The sequence below is a fragment of the Porphyromonas miyakawae genome (assembly GCF_045865415.1).
Lineage (GTDB): Bacteria > Bacteroidota > Bacteroidia > Bacteroidales > Porphyromonadaceae > Porphyromonas > Porphyromonas miyakawae.
In genome coordinates this window covers 1,075,838-1,099,392 of record NZ_BAAFSF010000001.1, presented here as the reverse complement: position 1 = coordinate 1,099,392, position 23,555 = coordinate 1,075,838, and the positions used below count along the sequence as shown (strand labels likewise).

General features: G+C 43.4%; 24 protein-coding genes. 10 read left to right on the top strand and 14 right to left on the bottom strand.

The genetic code is table 11. The annotated features are described in order from the left end of the window. Window positions 1–21: 21 nt before the first annotated feature. From ACLWMH_RS04505 to ACLWMH_RS04495, 3 genes are read left to right on the top strand one after another with little or no spacing between them, the layout of a single operon-like run. Window positions 22–729, top strand: coding sequence for an SAM-dependent methyltransferase (locus ACLWMH_RS04505; RefSeq protein ID WP_411915550.1), 708 nt, complete (start codon window positions 22–24; stop codon window positions 727–729). Next, complete coding sequence (locus tag ACLWMH_RS04500) at window positions 726–2,117, top strand: methyltransferase RsmF C-terminal domain-like protein (protein ID WP_411915549.1); 1,392 nt, start codon at window positions 726–728, stop codon at window positions 2,115–2,117. The genes ACLWMH_RS04505 and ACLWMH_RS04500 overlap by 4 nt, the downstream gene beginning before the upstream one ends. A 14-nt stretch (window positions 2,118–2,131) precedes the next feature. Then, window positions 2,132–3,286, top strand: coding sequence for a DNA polymerase III subunit (locus tag ACLWMH_RS04495; RefSeq protein WP_411915548.1), 1,155 nt, complete (start codon window positions 2,132–2,134; stop codon window positions 3,284–3,286). On the opposite strand, the gene ACLWMH_RS04490 is transcribed toward ACLWMH_RS04495, so the two are convergent. Genes ACLWMH_RS04490 through yihA form a run of 3 tightly spaced genes read right to left on the bottom strand, consistent with a single transcriptional unit; the run spans window position 3,245 to window position 5,374 of the window. After that, window positions 3,245–3,709 (bottom strand): methylated-DNA--[protein]-cysteine S-methyltransferase, encoded by a 465-nt coding sequence (locus ACLWMH_RS04490; protein ID WP_411915547.1) that lies wholly within the window; start codon window positions 3,707–3,709, stop codon window positions 3,245–3,247. The genes ACLWMH_RS04495 and ACLWMH_RS04490 overlap by 42 nt on opposite strands. A 36-nt stretch (window positions 3,710–3,745) precedes the next feature. Continuing rightward, the gene (gene galE, locus ACLWMH_RS04485) at window positions 3,746–4,777 is read right to left on the bottom strand and encodes a UDP-glucose 4-epimerase GalE (protein ID WP_411915546.1); all 1,032 of its coding nucleotides are present in this window, start codon (window positions 4,775–4,777) and stop codon (window positions 3,746–3,748) included. A 3-nt stretch (window positions 4,778–4,780) separates the two neighbouring features. Further along, the gene (yihA, locus tag ACLWMH_RS04480; protein WP_411915545.1) at window positions 4,781–5,374 is read right to left on the bottom strand and encodes a ribosome biogenesis GTP-binding protein YihA/YsxC; all 594 of its coding nucleotides are present in this window, start codon (window positions 5,372–5,374) and stop codon (window positions 4,781–4,783) included. A 134-nt stretch (window positions 5,375–5,508) separates the two neighbouring features. Here yihA and ACLWMH_RS04475 point away from each other — a divergent pair, with 134 nt between their 5' ends. The 4 genes from ACLWMH_RS04475 to ACLWMH_RS04460 all read left to right on the top strand — a co-directional run bounded on the left by ACLWMH_RS04475 (window position 5,509) and on the right by ACLWMH_RS04460 (window position 9,445). Beyond that, a complete protein-coding gene (locus tag ACLWMH_RS04475; RefSeq protein ID WP_411915544.1) occupies window positions 5,509–6,105 on the top strand; it encodes a hypothetical protein in 597 nt (198 codons plus the stop codon). 7 nt (window positions 6,106–6,112) lie between these two features. Continuing rightward, window positions 6,113–6,691, top strand: coding sequence for an RNA polymerase sigma factor (locus ACLWMH_RS04470; RefSeq protein WP_411915543.1), 579 nt, complete (start codon window positions 6,113–6,115; stop codon window positions 6,689–6,691). 254 nt (window positions 6,692–6,945) lie between these two features. Continuing rightward, window positions 6,946–7,602, top strand: a complete 657-nt coding sequence (gene upp, locus ACLWMH_RS04465) for a uracil phosphoribosyltransferase (protein WP_411915610.1) — start codon at window positions 6,946–6,948, stop codon at window positions 7,600–7,602. Next, on the top strand, window positions 7,586–9,445 hold the full coding sequence (locus tag ACLWMH_RS04460; protein WP_411915542.1) for a peptidase U32 family protein: 1,860 nt from the start codon (window positions 7,586–7,588) through the stop codon (window positions 9,443–9,445). Before upp ends, ACLWMH_RS04460 begins: the two co-directional genes overlap by 17 nt. A 28-nt stretch (window positions 9,446–9,473) precedes the next feature. Here ACLWMH_RS04460 and ACLWMH_RS04455 read toward each other — a convergent pair whose 3' ends face one another. From ACLWMH_RS04455 to ACLWMH_RS04430, 6 genes are all read right to left on the bottom strand, one after another. Continuing rightward, the gene (locus ACLWMH_RS04455) at window positions 9,474–10,586 is read right to left on the bottom strand and encodes a lysylphosphatidylglycerol synthase transmembrane domain-containing protein (protein WP_411915541.1); all 1,113 of its coding nucleotides are present in this window, start codon (window positions 10,584–10,586) and stop codon (window positions 9,474–9,476) included. Further along, window positions 10,567–11,733 carry a glycosyltransferase gene (locus tag ACLWMH_RS04450; protein ID WP_411915540.1) on the bottom strand — a complete coding sequence of 389 codons (1,167 nt, stop codon included), beginning with the start codon at window positions 11,731–11,733 and terminating at the stop codon, window positions 10,567–10,569. The genes ACLWMH_RS04455 and ACLWMH_RS04450 overlap by 20 nt, the downstream gene beginning before the upstream one ends. Then, window positions 11,734–12,711: a methionyl-tRNA formyltransferase gene (gene fmt / locus ACLWMH_RS04445; RefSeq protein ID WP_411915539.1), complete on the bottom strand. Its 978-nt coding sequence runs from the start codon at window positions 12,709–12,711 to the stop codon at window positions 11,734–11,736. Window positions 12,712–12,740: 29 nt separating this feature from the next. Beyond that, window positions 12,741–14,501 carry a chloride channel protein gene (locus ACLWMH_RS04440; protein ID WP_411915609.1) on the bottom strand — a complete coding sequence of 587 codons (1,761 nt, stop codon included), beginning with the start codon at window positions 14,499–14,501 and terminating at the stop codon, window positions 12,741–12,743. A gap of 131 nt (window positions 14,502–14,632) precedes the next feature. Further along, entirely contained in the window at window positions 14,633–16,015 is a 1,383-nt protein-coding gene (locus ACLWMH_RS04435; protein WP_411915538.1) for a sugar transferase, read from the bottom strand. Between the two features lie 4 nt (window positions 16,016–16,019). Continuing rightward, complete coding sequence (locus ACLWMH_RS04430) at window positions 16,020–16,613, bottom strand: L-threonylcarbamoyladenylate synthase (protein ID WP_411915537.1); 594 nt, start codon at window positions 16,611–16,613, stop codon at window positions 16,020–16,022. Window positions 16,614–17,187: 574 nt separating this feature from the next. Here ACLWMH_RS04430 and ACLWMH_RS04425 point away from each other — a divergent pair. From ACLWMH_RS04425 to ACLWMH_RS04415, 3 genes are read left to right on the top strand one after another with little or no spacing between them, the layout of a single operon-like run. Beyond that, complete coding sequence (locus ACLWMH_RS04425; protein ID WP_411915536.1) at window positions 17,188–17,964, top strand: threonine/serine exporter family protein; 777 nt, start codon at window positions 17,188–17,190, stop codon at window positions 17,962–17,964. Window positions 17,965–17,966: 2 nt separating this feature from the next. Further along, window positions 17,967–18,458, top strand: a complete 492-nt coding sequence (locus tag ACLWMH_RS04420; protein ID WP_411915608.1) for a threonine/serine exporter family protein — start codon at window positions 17,967–17,969, stop codon at window positions 18,456–18,458. A gap of 16 nt (window positions 18,459–18,474) precedes the next feature. After that, a complete protein-coding gene (locus tag ACLWMH_RS04415) occupies window positions 18,475–19,200 on the top strand; it encodes a DUF6064 family protein (protein ID WP_411915535.1) in 726 nt (241 codons plus the stop codon). Window positions 19,201–19,266: 66 nt separating this feature from the next. On the opposite strand, the gene ACLWMH_RS04410 is transcribed toward ACLWMH_RS04415, so the two are convergent. The 5 genes from ACLWMH_RS04410 to ACLWMH_RS04390 all read right to left on the bottom strand — a co-directional run bounded on the left by ACLWMH_RS04410 (window position 19,267) and on the right by ACLWMH_RS04390 (window position 23,211). Further along, a complete protein-coding gene (locus ACLWMH_RS04410; protein WP_411915534.1) occupies window positions 19,267–20,256 on the bottom strand; it encodes a hypothetical protein in 990 nt (329 codons plus the stop codon). 348 nt (window positions 20,257–20,604) lie between these two features. Further along, window positions 20,605–21,162 carry an RsmD family RNA methyltransferase gene (locus ACLWMH_RS04405; RefSeq protein ID WP_411915533.1) on the bottom strand — a complete coding sequence of 186 codons (558 nt, stop codon included), beginning with the start codon at window positions 21,160–21,162 and terminating at the stop codon, window positions 20,605–20,607. An 11-nt stretch (window positions 21,163–21,173) separates the two neighbouring features. Beyond that, window positions 21,174–22,022 carry a DUF3822 family protein gene (locus tag ACLWMH_RS04400; protein WP_411915532.1) on the bottom strand — a complete coding sequence of 283 codons (849 nt, stop codon included), beginning with the start codon at window positions 22,020–22,022 and terminating at the stop codon, window positions 21,174–21,176. A gap of 6 nt (window positions 22,023–22,028) precedes the next feature. Next, on the bottom strand, window positions 22,029–22,670 hold the full coding sequence (locus tag ACLWMH_RS04395; protein ID WP_411915531.1) for a hypothetical protein: 642 nt from the start codon (window positions 22,668–22,670) through the stop codon (window positions 22,029–22,031). A 265-nt stretch (window positions 22,671–22,935) separates the two neighbouring features. Continuing rightward, window positions 22,936–23,211 carry an HU family DNA-binding protein gene (locus ACLWMH_RS04390; RefSeq protein WP_411915530.1) on the bottom strand — a complete coding sequence of 92 codons (276 nt, stop codon included), beginning with the start codon at window positions 23,209–23,211 and terminating at the stop codon, window positions 22,936–22,938. Between the last annotated feature and the right edge of the window lie 344 nt (window positions 23,212–23,555).

Genomic DNA, 23,555 nt, shown 5'->3' with positions numbered 1-23,555 from the left:
CGGCAAATTAATAGAGCGGGTATGCAAGAAGGAAAGTTGTACCTATTTCCGGTACCTATTGCAGAAGGGAGATTGAGTGACGTTATTCCACAAGTCAATTTGGAGTTATTGAGTGGAATCAATCTTTTTTTTGTTGAAAAGATACGCACAGCGCGTCGCTTTATCCGATTCGCATGTCCCGAGAAGGATATCGCTTCAATCCGCTTTATAGAGATAGGTAAAAGAAGCGATGATGCAGAGATACAAGAAGGCCTGCATTTAGTAAAGGAAGGAATGTCAGCAGGCATTTTATCGGAAGCCGGTTGTCCCGGTGTGGCTGATCCTGGGGCTGAGGTAGTCAGGCAAGCTCATAGAGTCGGTATACCGGTTATTCCTCTTGTTGGTCCCTCTTCGTTGCTCCTATCCCTAATGGCTTCAGGACAGAATGGACAGTCCTTTGCATTCAAGGGATATTTACCTCGTCGAGATGAAGATCTGCAACATGCACTGAAGCAACTGGAGAACCAGATAGAGCGTAAGGGCGAGGCTCAACTTTTTATAGAAACTCCCTACCGTACACAGCGATTGTTTGAAGCTATACTGACGCATTGCAGTAAAAATCTCTTTCTTACTGTAGCTAGTAACCTAACCGCTGCAGATGGTTTTGTAAAAACCCTTAGGATAACTGAGTGGCGTAGCAAGGAAACTAAATTGCCTGAAGTACCATCCTTATTTATTTTAGGTAGATGAGACAACCAGAATGTTCAGTGCCGATGCCACAGCTAAGCAGCGAATTTAAGGAGTTGTTTGCCAAGGAATATCCCAATGAAGCTAACGCTCTTTTTCAATGCTTGGAGGAGACTTCACCAAGTTATGCTATACGTCTGAACGCTGTAAAAAGCGAGCGATATGGATACTCTTTAGACCATTTACAAATTGAAGCAGCGGTACCTTGGTATAAAGGTGGTTTTACTTTAACGGAGCGTCCTGTTTTTGCATGGGATCCACTTTGGCATGCCGCCGGGTACTATGTACAGGAGGCTTCGTCACAAGCGATCAGTCAGGTTAAGTCTCTTTTGCCTTCTGAGCCTATTAAAGCGTTAGACCTTTGTGCAGCGCCCGGAGGAAAAGCTTCTTTGCTAAGCTCTATTCTGCCGAATGGGTCTTTACTTATTGCAAATGAGCCTATTCCTAAGCGTGCAAGTACATTAGTAGAGAATATAGCTAAATGGGGATATCCAGAAACAATTGTGACGTCTGTATTTCCTGAGCAGCTTGCTTCTTGCGGTATACTGTTTGACCTTATCTTGGTTGATGCGCCCTGTTCCGGAGAAGGAATGTTCAGAAAGAGTATATCGGCACGTGAAGATTGGTCTCTTGACACCGTAGCGCTCTGTAGTTCCCGCCAAAAGAAAATACTGGATTCTGCCTTTGATATGCTTCGTCCCGGTGGCCTCATCGTATACTCTACGTGTACTTTTAATAGAAAAGAGAATGAGGAACAGGTGGCTTACTTGCATTCAAAGAGGTGCGATGAGGTGGCACTTGAAATTCCTACTGAGTGGAATTGGGTGCAAACCTCCACATCTTCCTATCATCTTTTCCCACATCGATTAAATGGAGAGGGGCTTTTCTTTGCCGTCTTGAGGAAAAATGCAAAGTGTGGAGAAAAGCGGCTTAAAGATCTATCTAAAATTGCTACCCAAAGTCCTAAAGTACCTTATAAGGATTGGATACATGACGATCGCTTTCGGTCAGGGGCTATCTATGCTTTAGAAGGAGGCGTTCATTTTCTTATGAGTGAGTCAGTTGAGTGTGCTTATAGAAGTCTTTGTCAGTCTGATATAAAGCCTATTTTTGCCGGTATCCCGCTTACCGAAAAGAAGGGTAATGGTGAGATTCCCCATTCTCTTCTTCCTTTATCTATGCAATTCTCTATGGGGGCTTTTGATAGCTGTTCGCTTGAATATGAAGATGCACTTCGTTATTTATCCGGTGCCGCTCTATCAATTGAAAGTAAGCAGAGAGGTTTGGTTACGCTTACTTATCAGGGTATCCCTTTGGGCTTTGGTAATAGGGTAGGGCAACGAATCAATAGTTACTACCCCAAATCCTATCGTTTAAAATTACTTCCTTAGAAAAAGAGTAAAGAATGCGCTTTGTAGACATAGAGGGTTATGATGTAGCAAAGGAAACTTTGCGGCAGATGGCATGTACCGGTAGAGTCCCACACAACCTTTTGATTGAAATGGAAGATGGAATGCCCGGAATAGCTCTTTCCATTGCATTCTTTCAGTATCTCACCTGTTCTCATAGAAGTAATGAGGATTCGTGTGGAGTCTGCTCCAATTGTCGAAAAGTTGCCTCGCTTACCCATCCGGAGTTGTTCTTTGTTTATCCTGTAGTAAAGGCCTCCGGAGCAACTAACCCCTCTGAGATATACTTTGAATCGTGGCGTGATATGATAATGGAGAAAGGTGCTCTCTATGATCACTCAGATTGGCTTAATGCTCTTGACGCAGGTAACAGCCAACCCATTATATACGCAAAAGATGCAGAGTATATAGAAGATAAGCTCAGCCGAACAATTAGCATCGGCAATTGGCGGGCTATCATTATTTATGAGCCGGAACGTATGAGTATAGATGCTTCCAATAAGCTGCTTAAGCTGATGGAGGAGCCCCCTCAGGGAAGTCTATTTATTTCAGTTTCCTATGATACAGAGCGATTGCTCTCTACTGTGAAAAGTCGTATGCAGAGGATTGAATTGCTCCCTGAGAATAGGCAGAGCATAATAACCTCTTTACGCAAGTATTATCCTGAAGCAACTCCCGCAGCCATTGAGCGCGCTATGCTTCGCTCCGATGGAATCTTAAGTCGTGCCATTAAACAGATGGAGCTGAGTGGTGCCGCTCCGGACTTCTTTGTGGCTTATAAAACCCTCATTCAAGCTTTGTTACAAAGAAATGTGGCCAATATGCAGCGGCTTGCTGAGACAATGTCGGGCAAAGGACGTGAGTGGGTTATTGCTGCTTTGGCTTATATGGAGGATAGTTTTCGCTACGCCTTTCGTGCAGGTGTGTGTAGTGGAATAGACGAATCAGAGATTACCAGTGAGGAATTGCAGCTGGTAACATCACTTGAGGGCATAGTTACGGTAGATACGCTTGCCAAAATATTTGAATTGCTTGAAAAAGCTATCCGCCATGTTAAGGGTAATGTATTTACCAAAGTGGTTCTCTTTGATACTTTCATGCGGCTTACCTCACTGCTTACTCCTGCTATTAAGATGAAGCTCTTGCGCTAAGCGCTGCTCCCAAAGTAGTAGCTTTTCTTTTAGTTCAGGTCCGGAGCCTGCCGAATATCCTCCAATAGATCCGTCGCTCCTAATCAATCTGTGACATGGGATTACCAAAGGAAAAGGATTGTGAGCTGCCGCCATTGCCACTGCTCTAAACGCTTTGCTTTGGCCAATTTGAATTGCTAAATCTTGATAGGATATAGTTTCCCCAAAAGGAATCTTACAAAGTGCGTTCCATACCTTTTGTTGAAAGGATGTGCCTAATAAGAGAGGTACTGGACTGGGGCAGGCATGAGTCATCCATTGATATAACTCCAGGCTTTCGTCCATGGGTATCTCCATAGGGTGCTCTTTTATGCTCCAGGGAAGTGATTGTGTATCAATGGTTAATAGACCAATCTCCGGAATGAAAAAGTGATGCATTTGCATAACTCTTCATCTTTCAAATATTTCAAAGTGAGTAGCTCATTCCTCTTTGCCCATTGAGTGTAGCTGCCATTTCCAGGCACTCCGGAGGGTCTCTTCAAGTGTGCGTTTAGCTTGCCAATGGAGTTCTTTAGTCGCTTTATCTGAATTTGCCCAAATAGCCTCTATGTCCCCCTCTCTTCGTGGAGCAATATGATAAGGTACCTTTACTCCATTTACCTTCTCAAAAGTATTTACCAGCTCTAATACGCTCACACCCTTTCCTGTACCTATATTGAAGCTATCAATGGGGGCAGCTGACTCTTCTTCAAGTAAATGATGGAGAGCGGCAATGTGAGCATCTGCTAAGTCAATAATGTCTATATAGTCCCTAATACAACTACCATCTGGAGTGGAATAATCATCTCCAAAAACAGCTAATTCTTTGCGTATGCCTGCCGCTGTTTGTACGATATACGGTACTAAGTTTTGGGGTATGCCATTGGGTTGTTCACCGATCAAGGCGGAAGGGTGGGCACCGATAGGATTAAAATAGCGTAATAAAATTGCCTTATATGTAGCACCGGCTGAAATAGCGTCTCGAATTATCTCCTCGTTGATCTGCTTCGTATTACCATAGGGAGATAAGGCCGGTAGTATGGGAGCAGTCTCGTCTACCGGCAGCTTATGAGGCTGTCCATAGACCGTACAAGAGGAAGAAAATACTAAGGCGCATGTACTTGTTGAGTGCTCCATGCATTCAAGCAATGTGAGTAATGAGTCTATGTTATTGCGGTAGTAGGCAACCGGCATCTCAACAGATTCACCGACAGCTTTTAGCGCAGCGAAATGGATCACGGCATGTATCTCTTGTTCAGCAAAAACCTGCTTCATAGCATTACGATCCGTACAATCGACCTGATAGAAGCGAGGACGCTCTCCGCTGATGGCTTCAATCGCATCTAATACCTCTAACTTTGAGTTGTATAAATTATCTACACATATGACCTTATACCCAGCTTCAATCAGTCGAACTGTAGTATGTGACCCTATATAGCCGGTTCCTCCTGTTACCAATACAGTTTTTTTCATAGCTTATAAGTGGATGGTTTGAGATATATAATGCAATATTTCGTCGCGTCCTTGTTTTGTTTCTGCCGAGGATACAAGAAAAGGAGGAAGCTCTTCCCACTCCTCACTAAGTACATCTTTGTAATGCGCAATGGCTGACTGCAGTTTCCCTTTAGATATCTTATCTATCTTAGTCATGATGAGTACAAAGGGAATTCCTTTTTCTCCCATGTCACGAATAAACTTTAAGTCAATTGCTTGAGGTGCTATCCTGCTGTCAATGAGAATAAAAAGGCTTACTAACTGGCTGCGCTTCGTGACATAGTCATCGATCATCTTTGCAAAAGCCTCACGCTCTTTAAGTCCGCGGCGTGCAAAGCCATAACCGGGCAAATCAACAATATGCCACGACTCATTAATTAAAAAGTGGTTAATAAGCCTTGTCTTACCCGGCGTGCTTCCTGTTAAGGCAAGCTTTGGCTTCCCGGTAAGCATATTGATAAGACTGCTCTTTCCTACGTTGGAGCGCCCAATGAACGCATACTCGGGGAGATTGTCCGTGGGGCATTCTTCTACTGAAGAGCTACTCTTGACAAATTGTGCGCTGGTAATGTTCATTTTCTATTTCAAGAGACTTTTTTCCTCTATCTTTGTGGCAAAGATAGTGTATAATTCGCTTAAGTATGGTAATACAGAGAAAATCAAATAAACATTCGTCCTGGATTGTGTACACACTCTTGTGGCCGGTCCTAATGATTATTCAATCCTTAATAGTAGGCGGTAGTGCTGCAGATGTTCCTTTCTTTTGGCAGCGTCCGAATCTGTATTATTCTTTGTGGATAACGGATCTCTTCTTAATTGCACTATGGTATGCCAATTACTATCTGCTCGCACCGCGAATGATGCGAAAGCGTATGTTTGGGGCTTACATAACGGTTGTAGTACTGATGATGCTGATAGGGCTCTTTCTGCAGCTGTTACTCAATGCCATTTTTGGTTGGTGCTCTCCGATGAGTCCCTATAAGGGAACAGTCTCCATATTCGGATGCTTGGGTGCACTCTCTTTGATGGCTCTCGGTCTATCTATACGTGGGGTAATGGGATGGCTGAAGAATGAAAAGGAGCTAAAGGCGTTACATACTGAAAAGGATGGTTTGGAGTTGCATATCAAGCAGTTGGAAGAAAAACTTTCTTATTACGACTACAAAGAGCTTCCTGTGAATGAAGATGTTGAGCAGGTTACTCCGCAGCAGTTGCCCGATTTCTCACAGGTCAGTGGCGCTGAGTATGAAGGGGTTGAGCCGTTCACCGAACAGGACGATTTACTGGATGAAAGTGACCCTCTATAGTCCAATAATGGCAGAGGAAAGAAAAATACAAGATAGCAATAGCGATGCAGAGCAAGATCTTGTCAATCGACTACAAGATCCTCTGCAGAAGCGTGTTGCATTTGGTGAGTTGGTCGATCTCTATGCGGAGAAGCTTTATGCACAGATCCGTCATATGCTTATTAATCATGAGGATACTAATGATGTACTTCAGGAGGTACTTCTTAAAATATGGAATGGCATTGGAGACTTCCGGGGTGAGGCTAAGCTATTTACATGGATGTATCGGATCGCATATTATGAGTCCCTCTCCTTCCTAAAAGCAAAGCGACGAAAACAACGCCATTTCACAGAGCTTACGGAAGATAACCAATACCTCATTGAGCAGCTTTCTGAGGATCCCTACTTTGATGGGGATGAGTTAGAAATCAAATTGCGTTTGGCAATTGATGAGCTTCCACCCAAGCAACAACAAGTTTTTCTTTTGCGTCATTATGAGGAGCTTTCTTATACTAAAATGGCAGAGCTCACCGGTACTTCTGAGGGTGCTTTAAAGGCCTCTTTTCATCATGCCGTCAAAAAGATCAAAAAGGCGATACTGAAGTAGTACTTTTTGAAAATGAAACATCAGAACCTTTCAATTGAGAGGTTCTGATGTTTTATGCGAAAGATACAGATGTTTCAAATGAAAGATACAGATGTTTTATATCAGTAAGTAGGAGGAACTTTATAGGTATGTTGGCGGTTTGCCTATTGTATAGGATGTCAGTTCGCTGTGAATAGTGTATTTTTGCAAAGGCGATGCGGTGCTGTGTAAGCTCCCGTTTCCCCATATAGAGTAAACAAAACAATACAATAATGATAGAACTCATCGATTTTACACATACTCCCTCGCTTATTAGTGAGTATATAGCGCAGTTGCGAAGCGTGGAGATACAGAACGACCGAATGCGATTCCGTCGAAATATTGAGCGCTTGGGAGAGATCATGGCTTACGAAATAAGTCGTCGGCTCGCTTTTGAAACGACTACAACCACAACACCTTTAGGGCAAGCTGAAGTGCATCGCTTGTCAGATAACATTGTTTTGGGTACCATTTTACGTGCCGGACTCCCTTTTCATCATGGCTTTCTTAACTATTTCGATGAGGCGGAGAATGCATTTGTATCCGCTTATCGTAAGTACAAAGATTCATTACATTTTGATATACATATTGAGTACATTGCTAGTCCCAGTATAAGTGGCAAAACTCTCATTTTGACCGATCCGATGCTGGCAACCGGAGGCTCTATGGAAATGGCTTTCCGTGCAATAGCAACCAAAGGAATGCCCAAACGCTTACATATAGCAGCTATTATAGCCAGTAAGCCGGCACTCGCTTATTTGGAGGAGACGCTGCCTAAAGATATTGAGACGACAGTTTGGGTGGCTGCCTTAGATAATGAGATCAATGAGCACTCCTACATAGTACCCGGACTGGGTGATGCCGGAGACTTGTCGTATGGACAAAAGCTCTGACAGACGGGTCCCTTTAGAGTTGTTGGCTCCGGCCGGCAATTTGGACACGGCACTTGCAGCTCTTTCCGCAGGTGCCGATGCTGTATATGTGGGAGCTCCCCAATTCAGTGCACGTAAGGCGCGTGGGGTTTCTATTGAGGATATTTCTGAAATATGCCGTAATGCCCACATATTTGGAGCAAAGGTTTATGTGGCATTAAACACCATTCTCTTCGAAAAAGAGCTAAAGAAGTCTGAACGGCTTATCCATACACTATATGCAATTGGGTGCGATGCGCTTATTATACAGGACTTTGGACTCCTATCGTTGGATTTACCTCCTATTCCACTGCATGCAAGTACACAATGTCATAATTGCTCAATAGAGCAACTCCAACTTCTTCAAGAGCTTGGCTTTGAGCAAGCTGTATTGGCTAGAGAACTCTCTGTAGAGGAAACGGCTGATTTGGCAAAAGGTGTTCCCGGACTTCGGCTGGAAACATTTATTCATGGAGCTTTATGTGTATCCTATAGTGGACGATGCTACATGTCGCAAGCTGTGACAGGGCGTAGCGCAAACCGCGGTGAATGTGCGCAGATGTGCCGTATGGCATATGATCTGGTGGATGCGAAAGAGAAGGTTATTATAAAAGATAGTTATTTGCTTTCTTTGAAAGACTTGAACCGCAGTCGTATATTACCTGACTTGATTAAAGCCGGAGTCACCTCATTTAAGATAGAGGGGAGAATGAAAAGTGCCTCCTATGTACGTAATATAACTGCTTATTACAGGCAGTTGCTGGATGCGTTTATCGATGCGCACTCTGATCTCTATAAACGTGCTTCATTAGGAGCAATTAATTATCGTTTTACGCCCAATCCGTACAAGAGCTTTAATCGATCCTTTACGGAGTATCAGCTTTCTAAGGGAAATATGTCCGAGGCACTTATTGTACCGGAGAGCCCTAAGAGCATGGGAGAAGAGATAGGTCAAGTGAGGAAATGTGAGGGGGCATGTGTTTTCATCACTACAAAACAAGCTCTGCACAATGGAGACGGCTTATGCTACATCACTCCGGAGGGAAAACTATTCGGACTGCGGGTCAATAGGGTATTAGATGCTCAACGCTTTATGGCCGCTGAGAAAATGAATATACCCAAAGGAACTCTTCTTTGGAGAAATATGGATGTGGCGTTTGAGAAAGCGCTCTCTCAAGAGAATGCCACAGAGAGAACAATTAAAGTAACCCTCCATTTGGAAGCGAGCAAAGAGCTTCTGAAGCTCACCATGGCTATTAAGGACGAACTTTCTATGCAGGTCACTGTAGCACAGCATACTACACTTGATAAAGCAAAACGAGAGCCGGATGTACAACGCATAGAAGAGACTTTGACTAAGTTAGGCGGTACACCGTTTACTGCCGTGGAGTGCCAATTAGAATTAAACGGCTTTTTTGTACCTGTCTCTCAACTGGGAGAACTAAAGAGACGTGCTGTAGCCGCCATGGAGCGTAGTTTGCGGCTCCGCTTCAAGCCTAGAGAACGAAACTATATGCGTCCTATCCAAATGGAGCACTTAATTAAGCAGCCATTGACTTATGCTTACAATATAGCTAATAGTGCGTCAAGATTAACATACTCTTATCTCTCTGATAAAGTACCTCAAGAGGCCTATGAGTTGACTCCGGTATATGAAGCTGCCCTCATGACTACTAAGCATTGTCTCCGACGACATATTGGTTACTGTACACAGTCATCTAAAAAAATGCCTTATGAGGAGCCACTCTATCTGAGGCTAAATGATCGCTTATTTCGTCTGAGCTTTGACTGTAGCGACTGTGTAATGCGTATATACCAAGCTTAGCGCCTCCAAAAGGCTTCTTGGAGATCAATTAGCTCAAAAGTTCCTCCTTCCCCCGTTTCCTTTTTGCACCTAACAAGTGCTTTCTCTTAAGCTCAGTGGAGGTCAGAAGCCCCATATCCGGCGCCTTAACAGAAAGTATCCACCCTCCAATCAGCAAATAGATATAAGCGCTGATACCGCGCCATATAACAGCTACTACAAGCGCAATGGAGGCAGTATCAAAATAGCTTTCATAATAGTATTGGAACATATATTCCGCTAGACCACTTGCTCCCGGAGTAGGACTGATCAATGAAGTGACCCAAATGATAAATTGCTTTAAGAAAGCAATGAAATATCCACTATTTGCAGAACTAAAACCCCATATGAGCGCAATTGCTATGCCAAAGCGCATACACCAAGCTACTGCGGAGAGAAAGAATAGCTCCACCCAATAGGAAAAGGGCATCTTTTTCATCTCTCCTGAGGCCATGATAAGGTCATGTATTAGAGCGGAGGCCTTGTGACTATAGCGCCTAAAAAGACGTAAACGGAATATCCCCTTGATGAAAGCTCCAATTAGTTGTGGCTTTCTAAAGAGAGCTATGTACAAGATTAACGTCCAAATCCCCACAATGATCGTGAGAATTAAAAAGGTTATTCTCACGCCTACACCAAATAGCTCGGCTCCTCCTAAAAAGATTTCATGGGGAGCAAAAAAATATAACAGCAAGGAGGCTAAAAAAAGGAATAATTGATCTAAGAAAAGGGTAGAGAAGGAGATCGCTGCTGCCTTTCCAGAGTTGACACCTTCACCGGAGAGAAAGAGGAAGACCAGACTACTTCCCCCTACAGAAGAGGGAGTTACAATTCCGGTGAATTCTTGCATCATTTGTACCCGTAGTCCTCCTCTGAAAGAAATCTGATTATCCGATAGTCGCCCGAAACGAATGGAGGTCGCAGCATTCTGTATCGCAAAAGCTAGTAGGGCGAGTATAATTCCTATACAGGTTCTACCGGTAAAATGGAGTTCTCGAAAAGCATTCGGGTGAAAGCTTTGGTTGAACAATATACCCACTACTAAGATGCTAATAAATAGTGGGATGGCTATACGAAGAATAATACGTTTATTCCTTTTCTTCTTAGCTGTGTTTGTTGCCATCTTTAGACTTGTATTGTTCAATGAGATACTGATAACGTTTGAGGACTATGTCGGCCACTTCTTCCCAAGATTGAGACAGAGTAGTGCGTGCTTTTGCAGCTACGGAATTTAGCAATTCTTTGTTTGCCAATATTCTATCAATGGAGGCTGCATACTCATTATTTTTCTCCGCAGTAATGAACCCATTTATATTCGGTATGATAGGCTTAGCGATGGTACTCCCCTCGATGAGGAGCGAGGGAGTAGACAGTGCTGCCGCTTCTCGAATAACTAAAGCCCATGTATCATATAGCGACGGAAAGACGAAAAGATCGGCTGCTGCATAGTACGCAGCAAGTTCTTCTCTATTGTATATGGGGCCGACAAAATGGCATTTATCTCCTATGCCAAGCTCCGTAGCTTGCTCCTTGAAGAGCTCTATCCCATAGCCATCTCCTACGAAATAACATCGGAAAGGGTGATTAACCAGAGCTAGACTGTTAATGAGAAAAGGGATGTTCTTTTCGCGAGTTTGCTGCCCAACAAAGAGTAATATAGCCTCCTCATTCGGGATATGCTCCTTCTCTCTGAAAGATCGTTTGAGAGTATCTTCGTCATACTTGTTGACCATGTCATTGCCGTTCGGGATTACCATTGCAGGGCCTTCGTATCCATATTCACGAAGAGTCTCTAGGACAGCAGGCTGCGGCACCCATACTTCATCCACAGTATTGAAAAATGACATGATCTGTTTTAATACGAGATCCACGATAAGCTCACTTTTTACATAACGCTCTATGTCGTAGCGAAACTTAGAATGGAAAGTAGCCACCAAGGGAATATGCTGTTTTTGTGCAATCTTTTGTGCAATCTTCCCACTAGTAAAAGGACTATGTGCATGAACTATTGTGTAATGCTGTGAGCTGATTTCTTTGAATACCTTCATATTCAGCATACTGAGTCCATACCGATAGGGTCTTCTGCCGGGAATGGGTATGGAAGGGTAGCGATAGATTGCAAAAGGTTCCTCTTTTTTCTCTCCGGGGGTATTGGGTACCACTACACATACTTCAGCCCCTTTTCTTTGTAGGTAGTAGGCATAGTTATAGGTAACCATAGCAACTCCGTCCATAATGGGAGGAAAGCTATCATTGAAAAGACCAATCATTTATTCAAGGAATCTACTATTAGTAAGCTTCGTTCCATTGAGAAAATCTCGAGAAGACATTACTTTCTTGCCGGCTGCTTGGAGTGTAAGTACTTTAATGCATCCACTTTGGCAAGCCACCTTAATCACGCCTTTTTCATCTAAGATTATCTTACCCGGGAGAGTGTTTTCATACGATTCCTCTTCCAGGCTTTCAGTAGATAGTATTTTTATAGAGATTGGCTCATGCTCCTCGTCTAAATGCAGCATTGTCCAAGCTCCGGGAGAAGGTGATAAAGAGCGTACGAAATTATGCACAAAGCGAGCCGGAAGATTCCAGTCAATTCGACTATTCTCTTTATTGAGCTTGTAGGCATAAGGTAGCTCAGTACTTCTATCTTGTGGGGTTGCAGTAGCACTTCCATCTAATAGAGCCGGTAATTTACTCCGCAGCATATTGCGACCTAATTGGTTCAGGCGATCGTATAGTTCGCCAAAAGTCTCATTGGGCTCTATGGGTGTGCTGCATTGAGCATAGATATCTCCCTCATCTAAATCATGAGTGAGTCGGAATAGGGTAACACCTGTTTCCTTATCTCCCATACGAATAGCATGGTTAATCGGAGCCGCTCCACGCCATCGAGGCAATAATGAGGCATGTATATTGAACGTACCTAAGGTGGGTAGAGACCAAACTGACTCGGGTAACATGCGGAAAGCTACTACAAGGGCCAGAGTGGGTTTTGCTTCTTGCAGGGTATGTAAAAAGCTTGTATCAGATAGTTTTTCCGGTTGTGCAATGGGCAATCCTAAGCGTAGGGCAGCCTCTTTGACAGGGCTCCCTTTAAGCTTGTGTCCGCGTCCTTGTGGTTTGTCCGGTGTCGTTACTACAAGGGAAACGTGATACCCGTCATTGATAAGATCTTCTAAGAAACCCACAGCAAATAGTGCGGTTCCCATGAACACGATGTTTTGTTCCGGATGATGAGGAGTAGTCATATAATTTTTGTTTTGGTTAGCAATGATTTTTAGTCACCAGTGGTAAGTTCTGCCAAAGTATCTCTATAGCTATTAAATATCTTTGATTTGGATAGCATACCCATATAGTGTCCCTCTTTGTCCACGACCGGTAGATTCCAAGCTTTTGTACGATCAAAGAGATCCATCGTACTTTCCATAGACTGAGGTAATACTATTTGTGCCGGAGCCGAAACCATGAATCGTTGTACACTAAAACGTTCGTATAGTTCCGGACGGAACATGATATTTCTAATATCATCCAATAGAACTAATCCCTTTAGCTTTCCTTCGTCATCTATCACCGGGAATATATTGCGTCTCCCATTACCAATGAGCACCACTACATCACCAAGGCTCATGTTAGGGGTTACTGTAAGAAAGTCTGTTTCGATAAGGCTTTCTACATTCATTAGGGTTAGTACAGATTTATCTTTTTCGTGTGTCAATAGTTTCCCCTCTTCTGCTAATCGTTGCGAATAGATACTATTGGTCATGAAGATGCGATTTACGGCATGTGCACTTAGTGAAACGACCATCAGGGGCAGGAATAGATTGTATCCACCGGTTAGTTCAGCGATAAGGAAAACTCCGGTCAGAGGGGCATGCATCACACTGCTCATGAGTCCTGCCATTCCCATTAATACAAAGTTTTCTTCCGGTAAGTAGATCGCAAAGGGTAGCCAGCTGTTGATCGCAAAGGAAAACACAAAGCCAACGAGTCCTCCTACAAAGAGTGTTGGAGCAAAAAGTCCACCACAGCCACCGCCTGAATTAGTCGCAACTGAGGCGACTACCTTAAGAAGAGCAGCAAGTGATAGGTATAAAAAAAGTACATAGCTGTGCGAACTCAATCCACTGAAGATAGTACCATTTAGCAACTCACTTGACTTACCGGCCATGAGCAACTCCAGCGTGGCGTAGCCTTCACCATACAGAGTAGGAAAGAAGAAGATTAAGAGGCTTAGTACGACTGCTGCAATGATGAATCGCTTGGCATAAGGAGTTTTTTGTTTGAATCGTTTCTCTAAAAAAAACGACATCCGCATGAAATAGACTCCCATAAACCCACACAATACTCCTAACACTAGAGTATAGGGGATACGTCCTGTGATGAAGTCATTAGTTTGCGCAAATTGGAAGAATGGCTCAGCTCCAGTGTAGATATAGGCCAAGGCGGCAGATGTTACGGAAGCTGTAAGCAGAGGAAGCACGCTGGTCAACGTTAGATCCATCAAAAGGACCTCAATAACAAAGACCAATCCTGCAATTGGCGCTTTGAAAATACCTGCAATAGCTCCTGCTGCACCACAACCCACGAGTAGCATGAGATTGCGTTGCTCCAATTTGAAAAGTCTCCCTAAATTACTTCCTATTGCGGAGCCTGTTAGCACGATGGGAGACTCAGCTCCTACGGAACCACCCAATCCTATGGTAATGGTACTGGCCACCATAGAGGACCATACATTGTGGGGCTTAATTAGACTCTTACGTTGGGAGAAGGCCATTAGCACTTTGGAAACTCCGTGGCTAATATCCTGCTTGAGTATTTTTTGCACGAATAGGGCGGTGATAAGGACTCCGGTTGGTGGGAGTACGAGGTAAAGCCAATTGCGAGATGAGGCAGCTGTAGTAACCCATTTTTGCAAAACTTCTATCATGCCTTTTAGTAAAAAGGCAACCAAAGAGGTGAGAATGCCTATTATCAAGCTGAGTACCAATAAGAAAAATCGATTACTCATCTTTCGCTCTCGCCAATTGATAAAGCGCATGAGTATGGTGTGGCTTGCCTTTTTCCTCTCTCTAGGATCCTCCGATAGGGCCTTGTCCGGTTTCTTGGCTCGTCTATGATGTGAGGGTAGGAGCTTTGCTACCCATGTGCTCCCGGATATGTATTTTTCTTTCATTTCCCTTTTCCCTTAAATAATACCCAAATTGTATTCAAAAGAATTTCCAAGTCCAAACGCAAAGACATGTTTTGGTAATAGAGCCAATCGTATTGCAAGCGCTCCAGCATTTCATTTGGGGTGGACGCATAGCCATATTGAACCATGCCCCAGGAGGTAATCCCGGGTAATACATTGTGTAACAAGTAGTAATAGGGCGCTTTATCAAATAGTTGGTTGATGTAGTAAGCTCTTTCAGGACGAGGACCCACAAATGACATGTCACCCCTAAGTACATTGTAGAACTGAGGAATTTCATCCAACCGATAGCGTCTCAAAGTGCGACCAATAGGGGTAATTCGAGGGTCATTGTCATTGCTTAGTTGGGGGCCATTTGCTTCACTTCCTTCGTACATGGTACGAAATTTAATAATTCGAAATGGTTTTCCCCTCTTGCCGATACGTTCCTGAGTATAAAAGATATTGCCCGGTGAAGAGCATCTGACTGCAATTGCAATGACTAAGAATAACGGAGACAATAGAATCAATGCTAATATAGATGCTATTTTATCGAAGGTCCACTTGATATTCTTTTCCATCTCACTCATTCGTGTTGCCGTTACTTCTACGAGAGGCTCCGAAAGAGCTGTGTTGGGTACATAGGAGAGGTGAGAGAGTGCCACGCTTTCAAGTGTAATGTACACGGGTACCTTGTATTGGTAAAGCGAGTACAAAATAGGGGCAGCTGAGGTGCTATGCTGTTGCTTCCCAATAGCAACGAATATCGCTGAAGGGTTCCTTTCAAAAAATAGGCGACTTATCTCCTCCTCGGTAACCTTTAAGTCGTTCCCAAGAATTGCAGTGGCACACGTGATAAAGCGTATTTCTTTCTCTTTGCTGCATAGCCTACTAACCTCCTCAGCGGTGCCTATGATCATTACCCTCGGATGAAATTTGGGATCGCTGCGTCGCTTGCGACAATGTCGGGTAAGTAAGGCGCGAAGGCTGTAGAGACAGACGAAATAGATAGCTATAAGCAGAAAGTACAGGGGTAGTAAGCGAGAAGGATCATGTATGGCATCATTAGTTACAAGGAATAGATATTCTATGGTTCCGGCTACGAGTACAGTGCCGGCAGTAGTAATGATATCATTAATACGCCCCTTATTGAGAGGACGATTATAGTAGCCTGAAATCCATATAAGTACAACCCAAAAAAGCCATTGAAGTAGACCTATTGAGAGCGCTTTTGGATTAAAAAGGTAGCCACTAAGCTTTGACCAATACTGCCCCGTTTCCTCTATAGTGTATCTTAGAGAATTGAATAGAAAATATGCTATAAGAACAGCGATACTGTCTAAAGCAACATAGAGCAAACGGTAGCTTTTCTCTCTCGTCACCTTCTTATGCTTTTCGGATTACCTTAATGCTGCCATCCACTCCCATGGCAAGTATTTCGGAGGCATGGGCGCCTGCCGGTTCATCCTGACGTACCGGCACTACATAGTCAACAGCTTGAAGAATCTCCTCACTGATTTCTGCAAAGCATCCGGCAGTAGGAGCTCCACTTATATTAGCAGAAGTCGAAACTAATGGCACCCCTGCTGCTTTGCATAGTGCATGGGAGAAAGGTTCTTTGGTTATCCTTATCCCTACAGAGCCATCTTCCGCTATAAGGGCCGGGGCTATATTGCGAGCACCCGGATATATCAGCGTTAGAGGATGAATGGCCACATCGATTAAATCGTATGCTATTGAGGGTACTTCGCGCACTAATCCATTGAGCTTTGCATCGCTGTCCACCAATAACAGCATGGCTTTGCTGGAAGGACGATGCTTGATTTTGAAAATGCGTTCTACTGCTTCCTCATTAGTGGCATCACAGCCAATTCCCCAGATTGTATCGGTTGGGTAGAGGATTATTCCTCCCTTACGCAGCACACTGACTGCTTCTCTAATCGCTTTTTTTGCTTCGAGACTAAGTTCTTCAGCTTTCATATGTCCATTAGCGCCTATATCGCACAGCAAAGATAATGATTAGAAAAGCAAATAGAAATAACTTGGCTGTATAACGTGGATAAGTATACGACACGATATAAATTCCCCATGAATAGGGGGATTAAAGCTCCCTTCTCAAAAGGTTCTGATCTTTCAATTGAAATATTTATAACTTTCAATGAAAAGGTATAGATCTTTCGTCCAATAGGTTCAGATGTTTTTAACGCTATATTATCTCTATGTTTCCCGAAGAGTCTACCGTGTAAGATAAATCGATTTTTGTAGGGCACACTCTTTCCGGCTATCACTTCTTGGGAGCTTTGTTGCGTTCATAAAATGTATATTTAATTATCGCGGCTACAAGGCCATGAACTATGTAGAGGTAATAATCGAAAAAGGTAATTTAGAATAGGTTGTGCTACTATCGGACTGATCTCTCCGGAGCGCATTTGCGTAAAAAAAGATACCTTTGCATCGGTGTATTGTACCTGCTTGGCACTTGTAGCTCAGGAGAATAAAAGTAATCTATAGAGGGACGATTGCGCTACGAGCAATTTATCATTGATGGACGACTATGGGAAACGAGCTTTACGATAATAGTTTGAAGGCTGTAGGCACCTTTCTCTCGGCCTATGCAACGCATATGATGGGCAGTGGCGTGCATACTTCTCGTGTGGTGCGCTGTACGCAGCGAATAGGCGAGAGCTTCGGCTATGTTGTTGTAACGATGATGGTACAAAAAGGAGTCATCATCAAGCTGTATGATCCCAAGAGCAATACACACTTCACGATAGAAGGGGCAATTCCTTCGCTGCCGATCAGCTTTGAGCATAATGCACGTCTGAGCGCATTGAGCTGGGAGACGGTAGACGAGCATCTAACGCTTGATGAGGTACGCAAGCGATACGAGCAGATTTTAGCCGCACCCGGTACACATCCTCTATTTGTGTTAATACTAGTGGGATTGGCCAATGCATCGTTCTGCAGGCTATTTGGAGGCGATTTGCCGGCTATGGGTATCGTATTCTGGGCTACGGTGGTAGGGTTTATCTGTAAACAAAAGCTGATTCAGGAGCATGTGAATCACTACATTGCCTTTGTAGCGTCAGCCTTTTTGGCATCTCTCTGTACAAGTATATCGCTGATTTTCAAAACGGATAGTGAAATAGCACTAACCACCAGTGTACTCTTTCTGGTACCGGGCGTTCCGCTCATTAATGGAGTAATCGACATTGTGGAAGGATACGTGCAAACAGGCTTCTCGCGGTTGGTAGAGGCTTTCCTGCTTATTGGTTGCATCGGGTGGGGTTTTTCCATCACTCTCTTTATTTTCAGAAGTAGCTTGTTATGATGATGCTGATAGTAGATCTTCTGTTGGACGGGCTGTTTGCCGCATTGGCGGCGATGGGCTTTGGTGCGATATCGGATCCACCGCTGAAGGCATATGGGAGTATTGCCCTGCTTGCCGCTGTGGGGCACGCATTGCGCTTTTTTCTCATGACGATATGTGGCGTCAATATAGCGATAGGCTCGCTCTGCGCCTCGCTAACGATCGGCTTCGGCGCGCTATGGTTGGGCAAGCGGATCCGGACGCCCATTACCGTTTTATCTATACCGGCACTACTACCAATGATACCGGGAAAATATGCGTACAATATGTTTTTTGCACAGATTATGTTCCTTCAGAATTTGGGAAGTACGGAGGGACAGCAGAAGTATATGGAGATGTTTTTCTTTAATACAATGGTTGCCGTAACCGTTATCTTTGTTTTAGCGGTAGGTGCTACGCTCCCCATACTGCTTTTCCCTAAACGAACCTTTTCTCTAACTCGTAAAAAACAATAAGAATACTGATCTTTTTATGAATACCTTTTGGAACACAATTGCCAATTATAATGCGGCAACTTGGTACATACAGTTGCTGCTGATCATTTTGGCTGTGGTGGTTCTATACCTTTTGGCAAAACGCCCGTCGCGCAGTAGTTCAATTATCGCCAAATCCTATCTGATACTTCTATACGTATGGATTGCCGTAGTCTACTACGCTATCTATTGTGCGGAACGTAGTTACTCCGCATTACTGAGCATCTACTGGGGTATTTTGGCGCTTGCTTGGGTTAAGGATCTTGTACAGAACGATACGCAGTTTGTGCTTCGGGATAAGTTTAAGCCTTTTGCCGTTTTCGTTCTTCTACTTCCGCTGATGTATCCGTTGGCCTCAATTATGCGTGGCCTCACATTTCCCTATATCACTACACCGGTGATGCCTTGCACGGTGGCGATTTATACGATTGGGCTCCTTCTGCTCTTTACGAGCCGAGTCAATATCTTTATTGTTTTGCTGCTACTCAATTGGGCAATGGTGGGAGTAACTAAAACGTGGTTTTTCGGTATTCCGGAGGATTTTATCTTGGTGCTAACGTCAATACCTGCTCTATATATATTCTTTCGGGAGTATTTTGCGTTGGATTTGCATCAAAATACCAAACCTAAGGCAAAGTATATCAATGCGCTTTTGATATTAGTCTGTATTGGGGTCTGTATTGCTTTGTGCTGCGCTCTTTTTGCTCAGATAGCCCAAGCGTAAGATGACGCGTTCCCCGTTCTAAAGCTCAGGAACGGGCTAAAGTATCCCGCTCCTGATGCAGTGATATTATGCTTTGGCGGTGCGTTTGTGGTGCCAAGCCAGGTATCCGCCGATAAGTATAAAGGTAATGAGGATGGCGATCATTTCACCCATATGTTCTAGCGGAGCGATCCATATTTCGTTGAAAAGGTTGTTCCGCCCCAATATCTCTACAGGAGTCCAAAGCACAATAACGGCCGGAATGGCCATGCGGATATTGGCGTCCCACTGCCGGCGGTCGAGTTGTTTACGGAAAATGAAGAAAAATCCGATAAAACATCCCACCCCAACGGCTATCGTTACCGGATGGTTTTGCCCCAGGAAGCGCGGGTCGTAGCAAAACATAAGCAACAAGTAGCAGCTCCACAGTAACATCATTGTTTCCATAAAAGTTACCATGGCGGTGTGGCGAGTCATACCCGTGCGCACTACGCTGTTACGCTTTTTGCCGAGAAATACCTTTTGGCACCATAGCATAAAGTTACACCCTGTACGCACATTGAAGATATAGAGCAGCATTACCGCAATCCAAAAGCCAAATGTGGCGGGCATTAGCAGGTATTCAGGACGAGTAACCACAATGTCCCTGATATCGTGCATGTGCATAACCGGGGCTCCATCGATATAGAGAGATGGATTTGCCGCTATACCTTTTGCATAAGTGGTAGTAGTAGTTATCACGCCATCAACAATCTCAGGGTGTGCACCAAAGCGTTGGGCGTAGTACATAAAGAGGAATTCTACCCAGCCTGTCCATAGAAGTAAGCCACCGATAAGGCCGCAAATCGTTTGCGCAGTATCCTTTTGAACAAAGATTCCATATACGGCAATCACCAATCCCACAAACCCCAGAGCAAAAGCACTATACGGAAGTACCTCCGGTGCTATAATTAGCTCCATAAGAATCATAAAGGCATGCCCCAGAGGCATTAAGCATAAAACGAGAAAAAAGGAAAGCAATGACTGCTTCCATGCGAGCTTAGGCCGCATACTTACTGATTGCATAGCTGTTTCCATAGCATTATACTGTGTTTGATGTAAATCATGGTGCAAATGTATAAAATAATTTTATCTGGATTTATTATTCATAGTGAAAATGGATATATAGATTGTGATTATTTAAAGTACAATAGTAATAATAAAAAAGTGAGCTCAAATGAGTGACCGAATAGAATCTATTATTGAACATGTGGCTACACATCTCTTGCTTTAATGATTACTTTGCAAAGAAAAGCAGAAACCCCGGATCAAGGGGGCATTAAAAAAGTACTTTGAAGGAAGAATAAATGCAGCTTGGCTCTGCCTTATCCTCTTCTTTAGTTAGTATGTTATCTTTTTGCTTAAGCGAAGGCGAGGAGGGCGGAGTTAGAAGCAGTTAGAGCGAGAAAAAAGAGAGAAGTTGACTGCGCTATAAGAGCGATGTATACGAAAATAGGGATGAGTCTCGAAATCGTATTCTTTGGGATGTTCTAAGATGAATATACCCCTATCTGACAGCAACGTGGAGGCAAATACCTTCTCCGGTATAGTCACTAATTCATTAAGGTTGTAGGGTGGGTCTGCGAAAATGAAATCGAAAGGGGGCAGTGACTCATCGGCTGAATAAGTAATAAAGCGAAGTGCATCCGCTACACGCACTTCCATAATGTCTTCTAATCCGGCTACAGAAATAAGCTTGCGAAGTGAAGCTGCATGGCGAGCTACTTTTTCCACACAGAGCACTTTTGAAGCACCTCGAGAGGCGAACTCTATGCCAATAGCTCCCGTCCCCGAGAAAAGATCCAGCACTCTTCCTCCTAAATCAAAGCGTGCGGAAAGCATATTGAATAAAGCCTCTTTCGCCATGTCCGTTGTAGGGCGTAGCTTTAACTTAGGATCTATATTAAACCGTCTTCCTGCAAGAGCCCCTCCGATAACACGCATAATTCCTTTTTCTATTCATGAAAAATAAGACTCATTGGCAGAGTGTCATACTGATAGTTAGTATGCTGTAACTCTTGTGAAAGAGTCGGCAAGGGAACCGAAGAAAAGTGCCATTGATGTGGAAGATAGTGCAACCTAATATCAATATCTAAAGGATCGCCAATGATGGATTTTGAATGGATGAAGTTGGTATACGCAGTAAGATAATATAGGAGACTAGTTGAATAGTCCTCCTCTTCATCATGAGTCGCTTCAATAGAATAACGATTCAGCAACTGAATATTATGGTTTTGTACTGCGATAAGGTCCACTTCAGTCCCATCTATGAGTAAATCAATAGAGTAGTCTCCTGTTCCTCGAGAATAATGTAGCGCTTTCTTGATGTAGGATAAAGTGATAGGTTCAATGCAGGCGGTGGAGTAGGTGCGCCTAAGAAAATGGTACAACTCCCTATTCCAAGCTATAGCCAAAGAGGGTTGTCCTCGTCCTATTAAGTACGTATCAATATAGGTGGCATCATTGAGTTTAAGTAACCAAGGAAGCAGCCAGGATTCATCGCAGCCCTCCGGATCTGACATACCCTGTGGAATAAGTGCAAATGCATTAGGGGTGAAAGAAACATGTACACTCCTATAAGGATAAGTAAGAAATGGATTCCTGTCTAATAAAGAGGAAAAAGCACTGCTGTCTTGCTCATCCCATGGTTGAGTAGGAAGGTTTTCGTGGACTGCCCAAATCGTTTGTCCACGATCGCTTATAAAACAAGCCACGCTATCCGAGAAAAAACGGATAGCGAGGCTTAGTGTGGCAGTCCTTTCCTCACTAATCGGTGCTACCGGTAATGCGGGAGGAAGAGGCATAGATAGTTATTCCCAGTTTCCGGTTGTCTTAAGTTCTTCCAGTGAACCAATTACTAAGCCCGGATAGCCTTTGCCATTATTACGAGCCATGGCTTCCTGCTTCTTTGCTTCTATTAACTGAGCGTCCATACCCTGAAGATATATATCCATGGGGACTCCCATTCTGAATACGGCTACTTGAACTGTATCCTGACCTATATATTGGTCAATGGTAGAAGCTTGAATGTCAATCTTTTCGTTGGGCATATTGGGCACCTTAACCAAGTCGGTAGGATCTACATCCTTCTTTAGAAGAGAGTCCTTAGCACTTACGTATACCGTATCGCGTTGGATTAGGCCTTGGTGTGCAGCCTGTTCTTCAGTAATACCCTTTTCACGCATGGCATCTGTATAGTCCCCTTCAGCGTTGATGTAGTAGATACGCCCATTTTGTAAGAAATCTACCAACTGCTCCGCATTAGCGAAACATCCATGGACACTTCTGTAGGCTAATTGGTACTGAGTTAGTTCTTTGAGACGCTCCTCAATAACTTGTTCTCGTTTGTTTTGTTCACGGTCAAACTGCTCCGGTGTGTAGATGCTCATCACGCAGAGATAAGCCATTACAACAACGGCTATTCCAATTAATATTCGAATTAATGTCTTCATCAGCTATGTTGCTCTTTTTTCTTTTATTGCTTTAGTCTATCTCACCGAGTGATTTATTATCTAAGCAGTATCTAAATAGTCACTCCGCTTCCGCAAAGCTACAAAATAAATACTACAAACACGGACTATTTATGTCAAATGAATGAAGAAAAATACTTTTTTATAACTCAAGACCGCTTGGTAAATCTACCTAAGCGGTCTTGTTGCCATGAAAGTAGAGCGTCCAATATAGGATGCTCAATTCTGTCTCTATTCCTTGAAGATCTTATTTCTTATTTGTAAGATCAAGTTTGGAGCCGGCTTTGAATTTAACGCTCTTGCGTGCAGGGATCTTGATTTCTTTCTTCGTTTGAGGATTGATACCTGTGCGAGCCTTTCTTTCCGTTACAGAGAAAGTACCAAATCCGAGGATAGATACCTTTTCACCTGCGTGCATTTGCTCTGCGATCACCTCTGTAAAAGCGGCTACAGACTTTTGTGCCTGTGCCTTCGTCAGTCCTGATTTTTCTGCTATTTGAGCAATGAATTCTGTTTTGTTCATAGTGATTCTTTGTTTAAACTAAAAGATTCTTTTTACGTATTATTATCAATGTTTTATATTCAACTTAACTGCGGTTTTGCCTAATACAAACTTCTGCTTCACTTGTCGGTCCTTGAGATCCGAGTCGGCTACTTGCTATCTGCTTCTTGGATAGGCATCCCTTACGGCTCCAAAAGTAATCATTATTTTTATCTGACAATGCTTTTTCTCCATTTTATAAGCAAAAAAGTATTATTTTGCCATTATTAAATGCGATTAGACCTCATTTCCCGCTTTTGTTCTCTCTTCTAATTCCTAGTTTTATTCTCTTATATGCTGTGTTGTACGCTGATAAAAAGGTATAT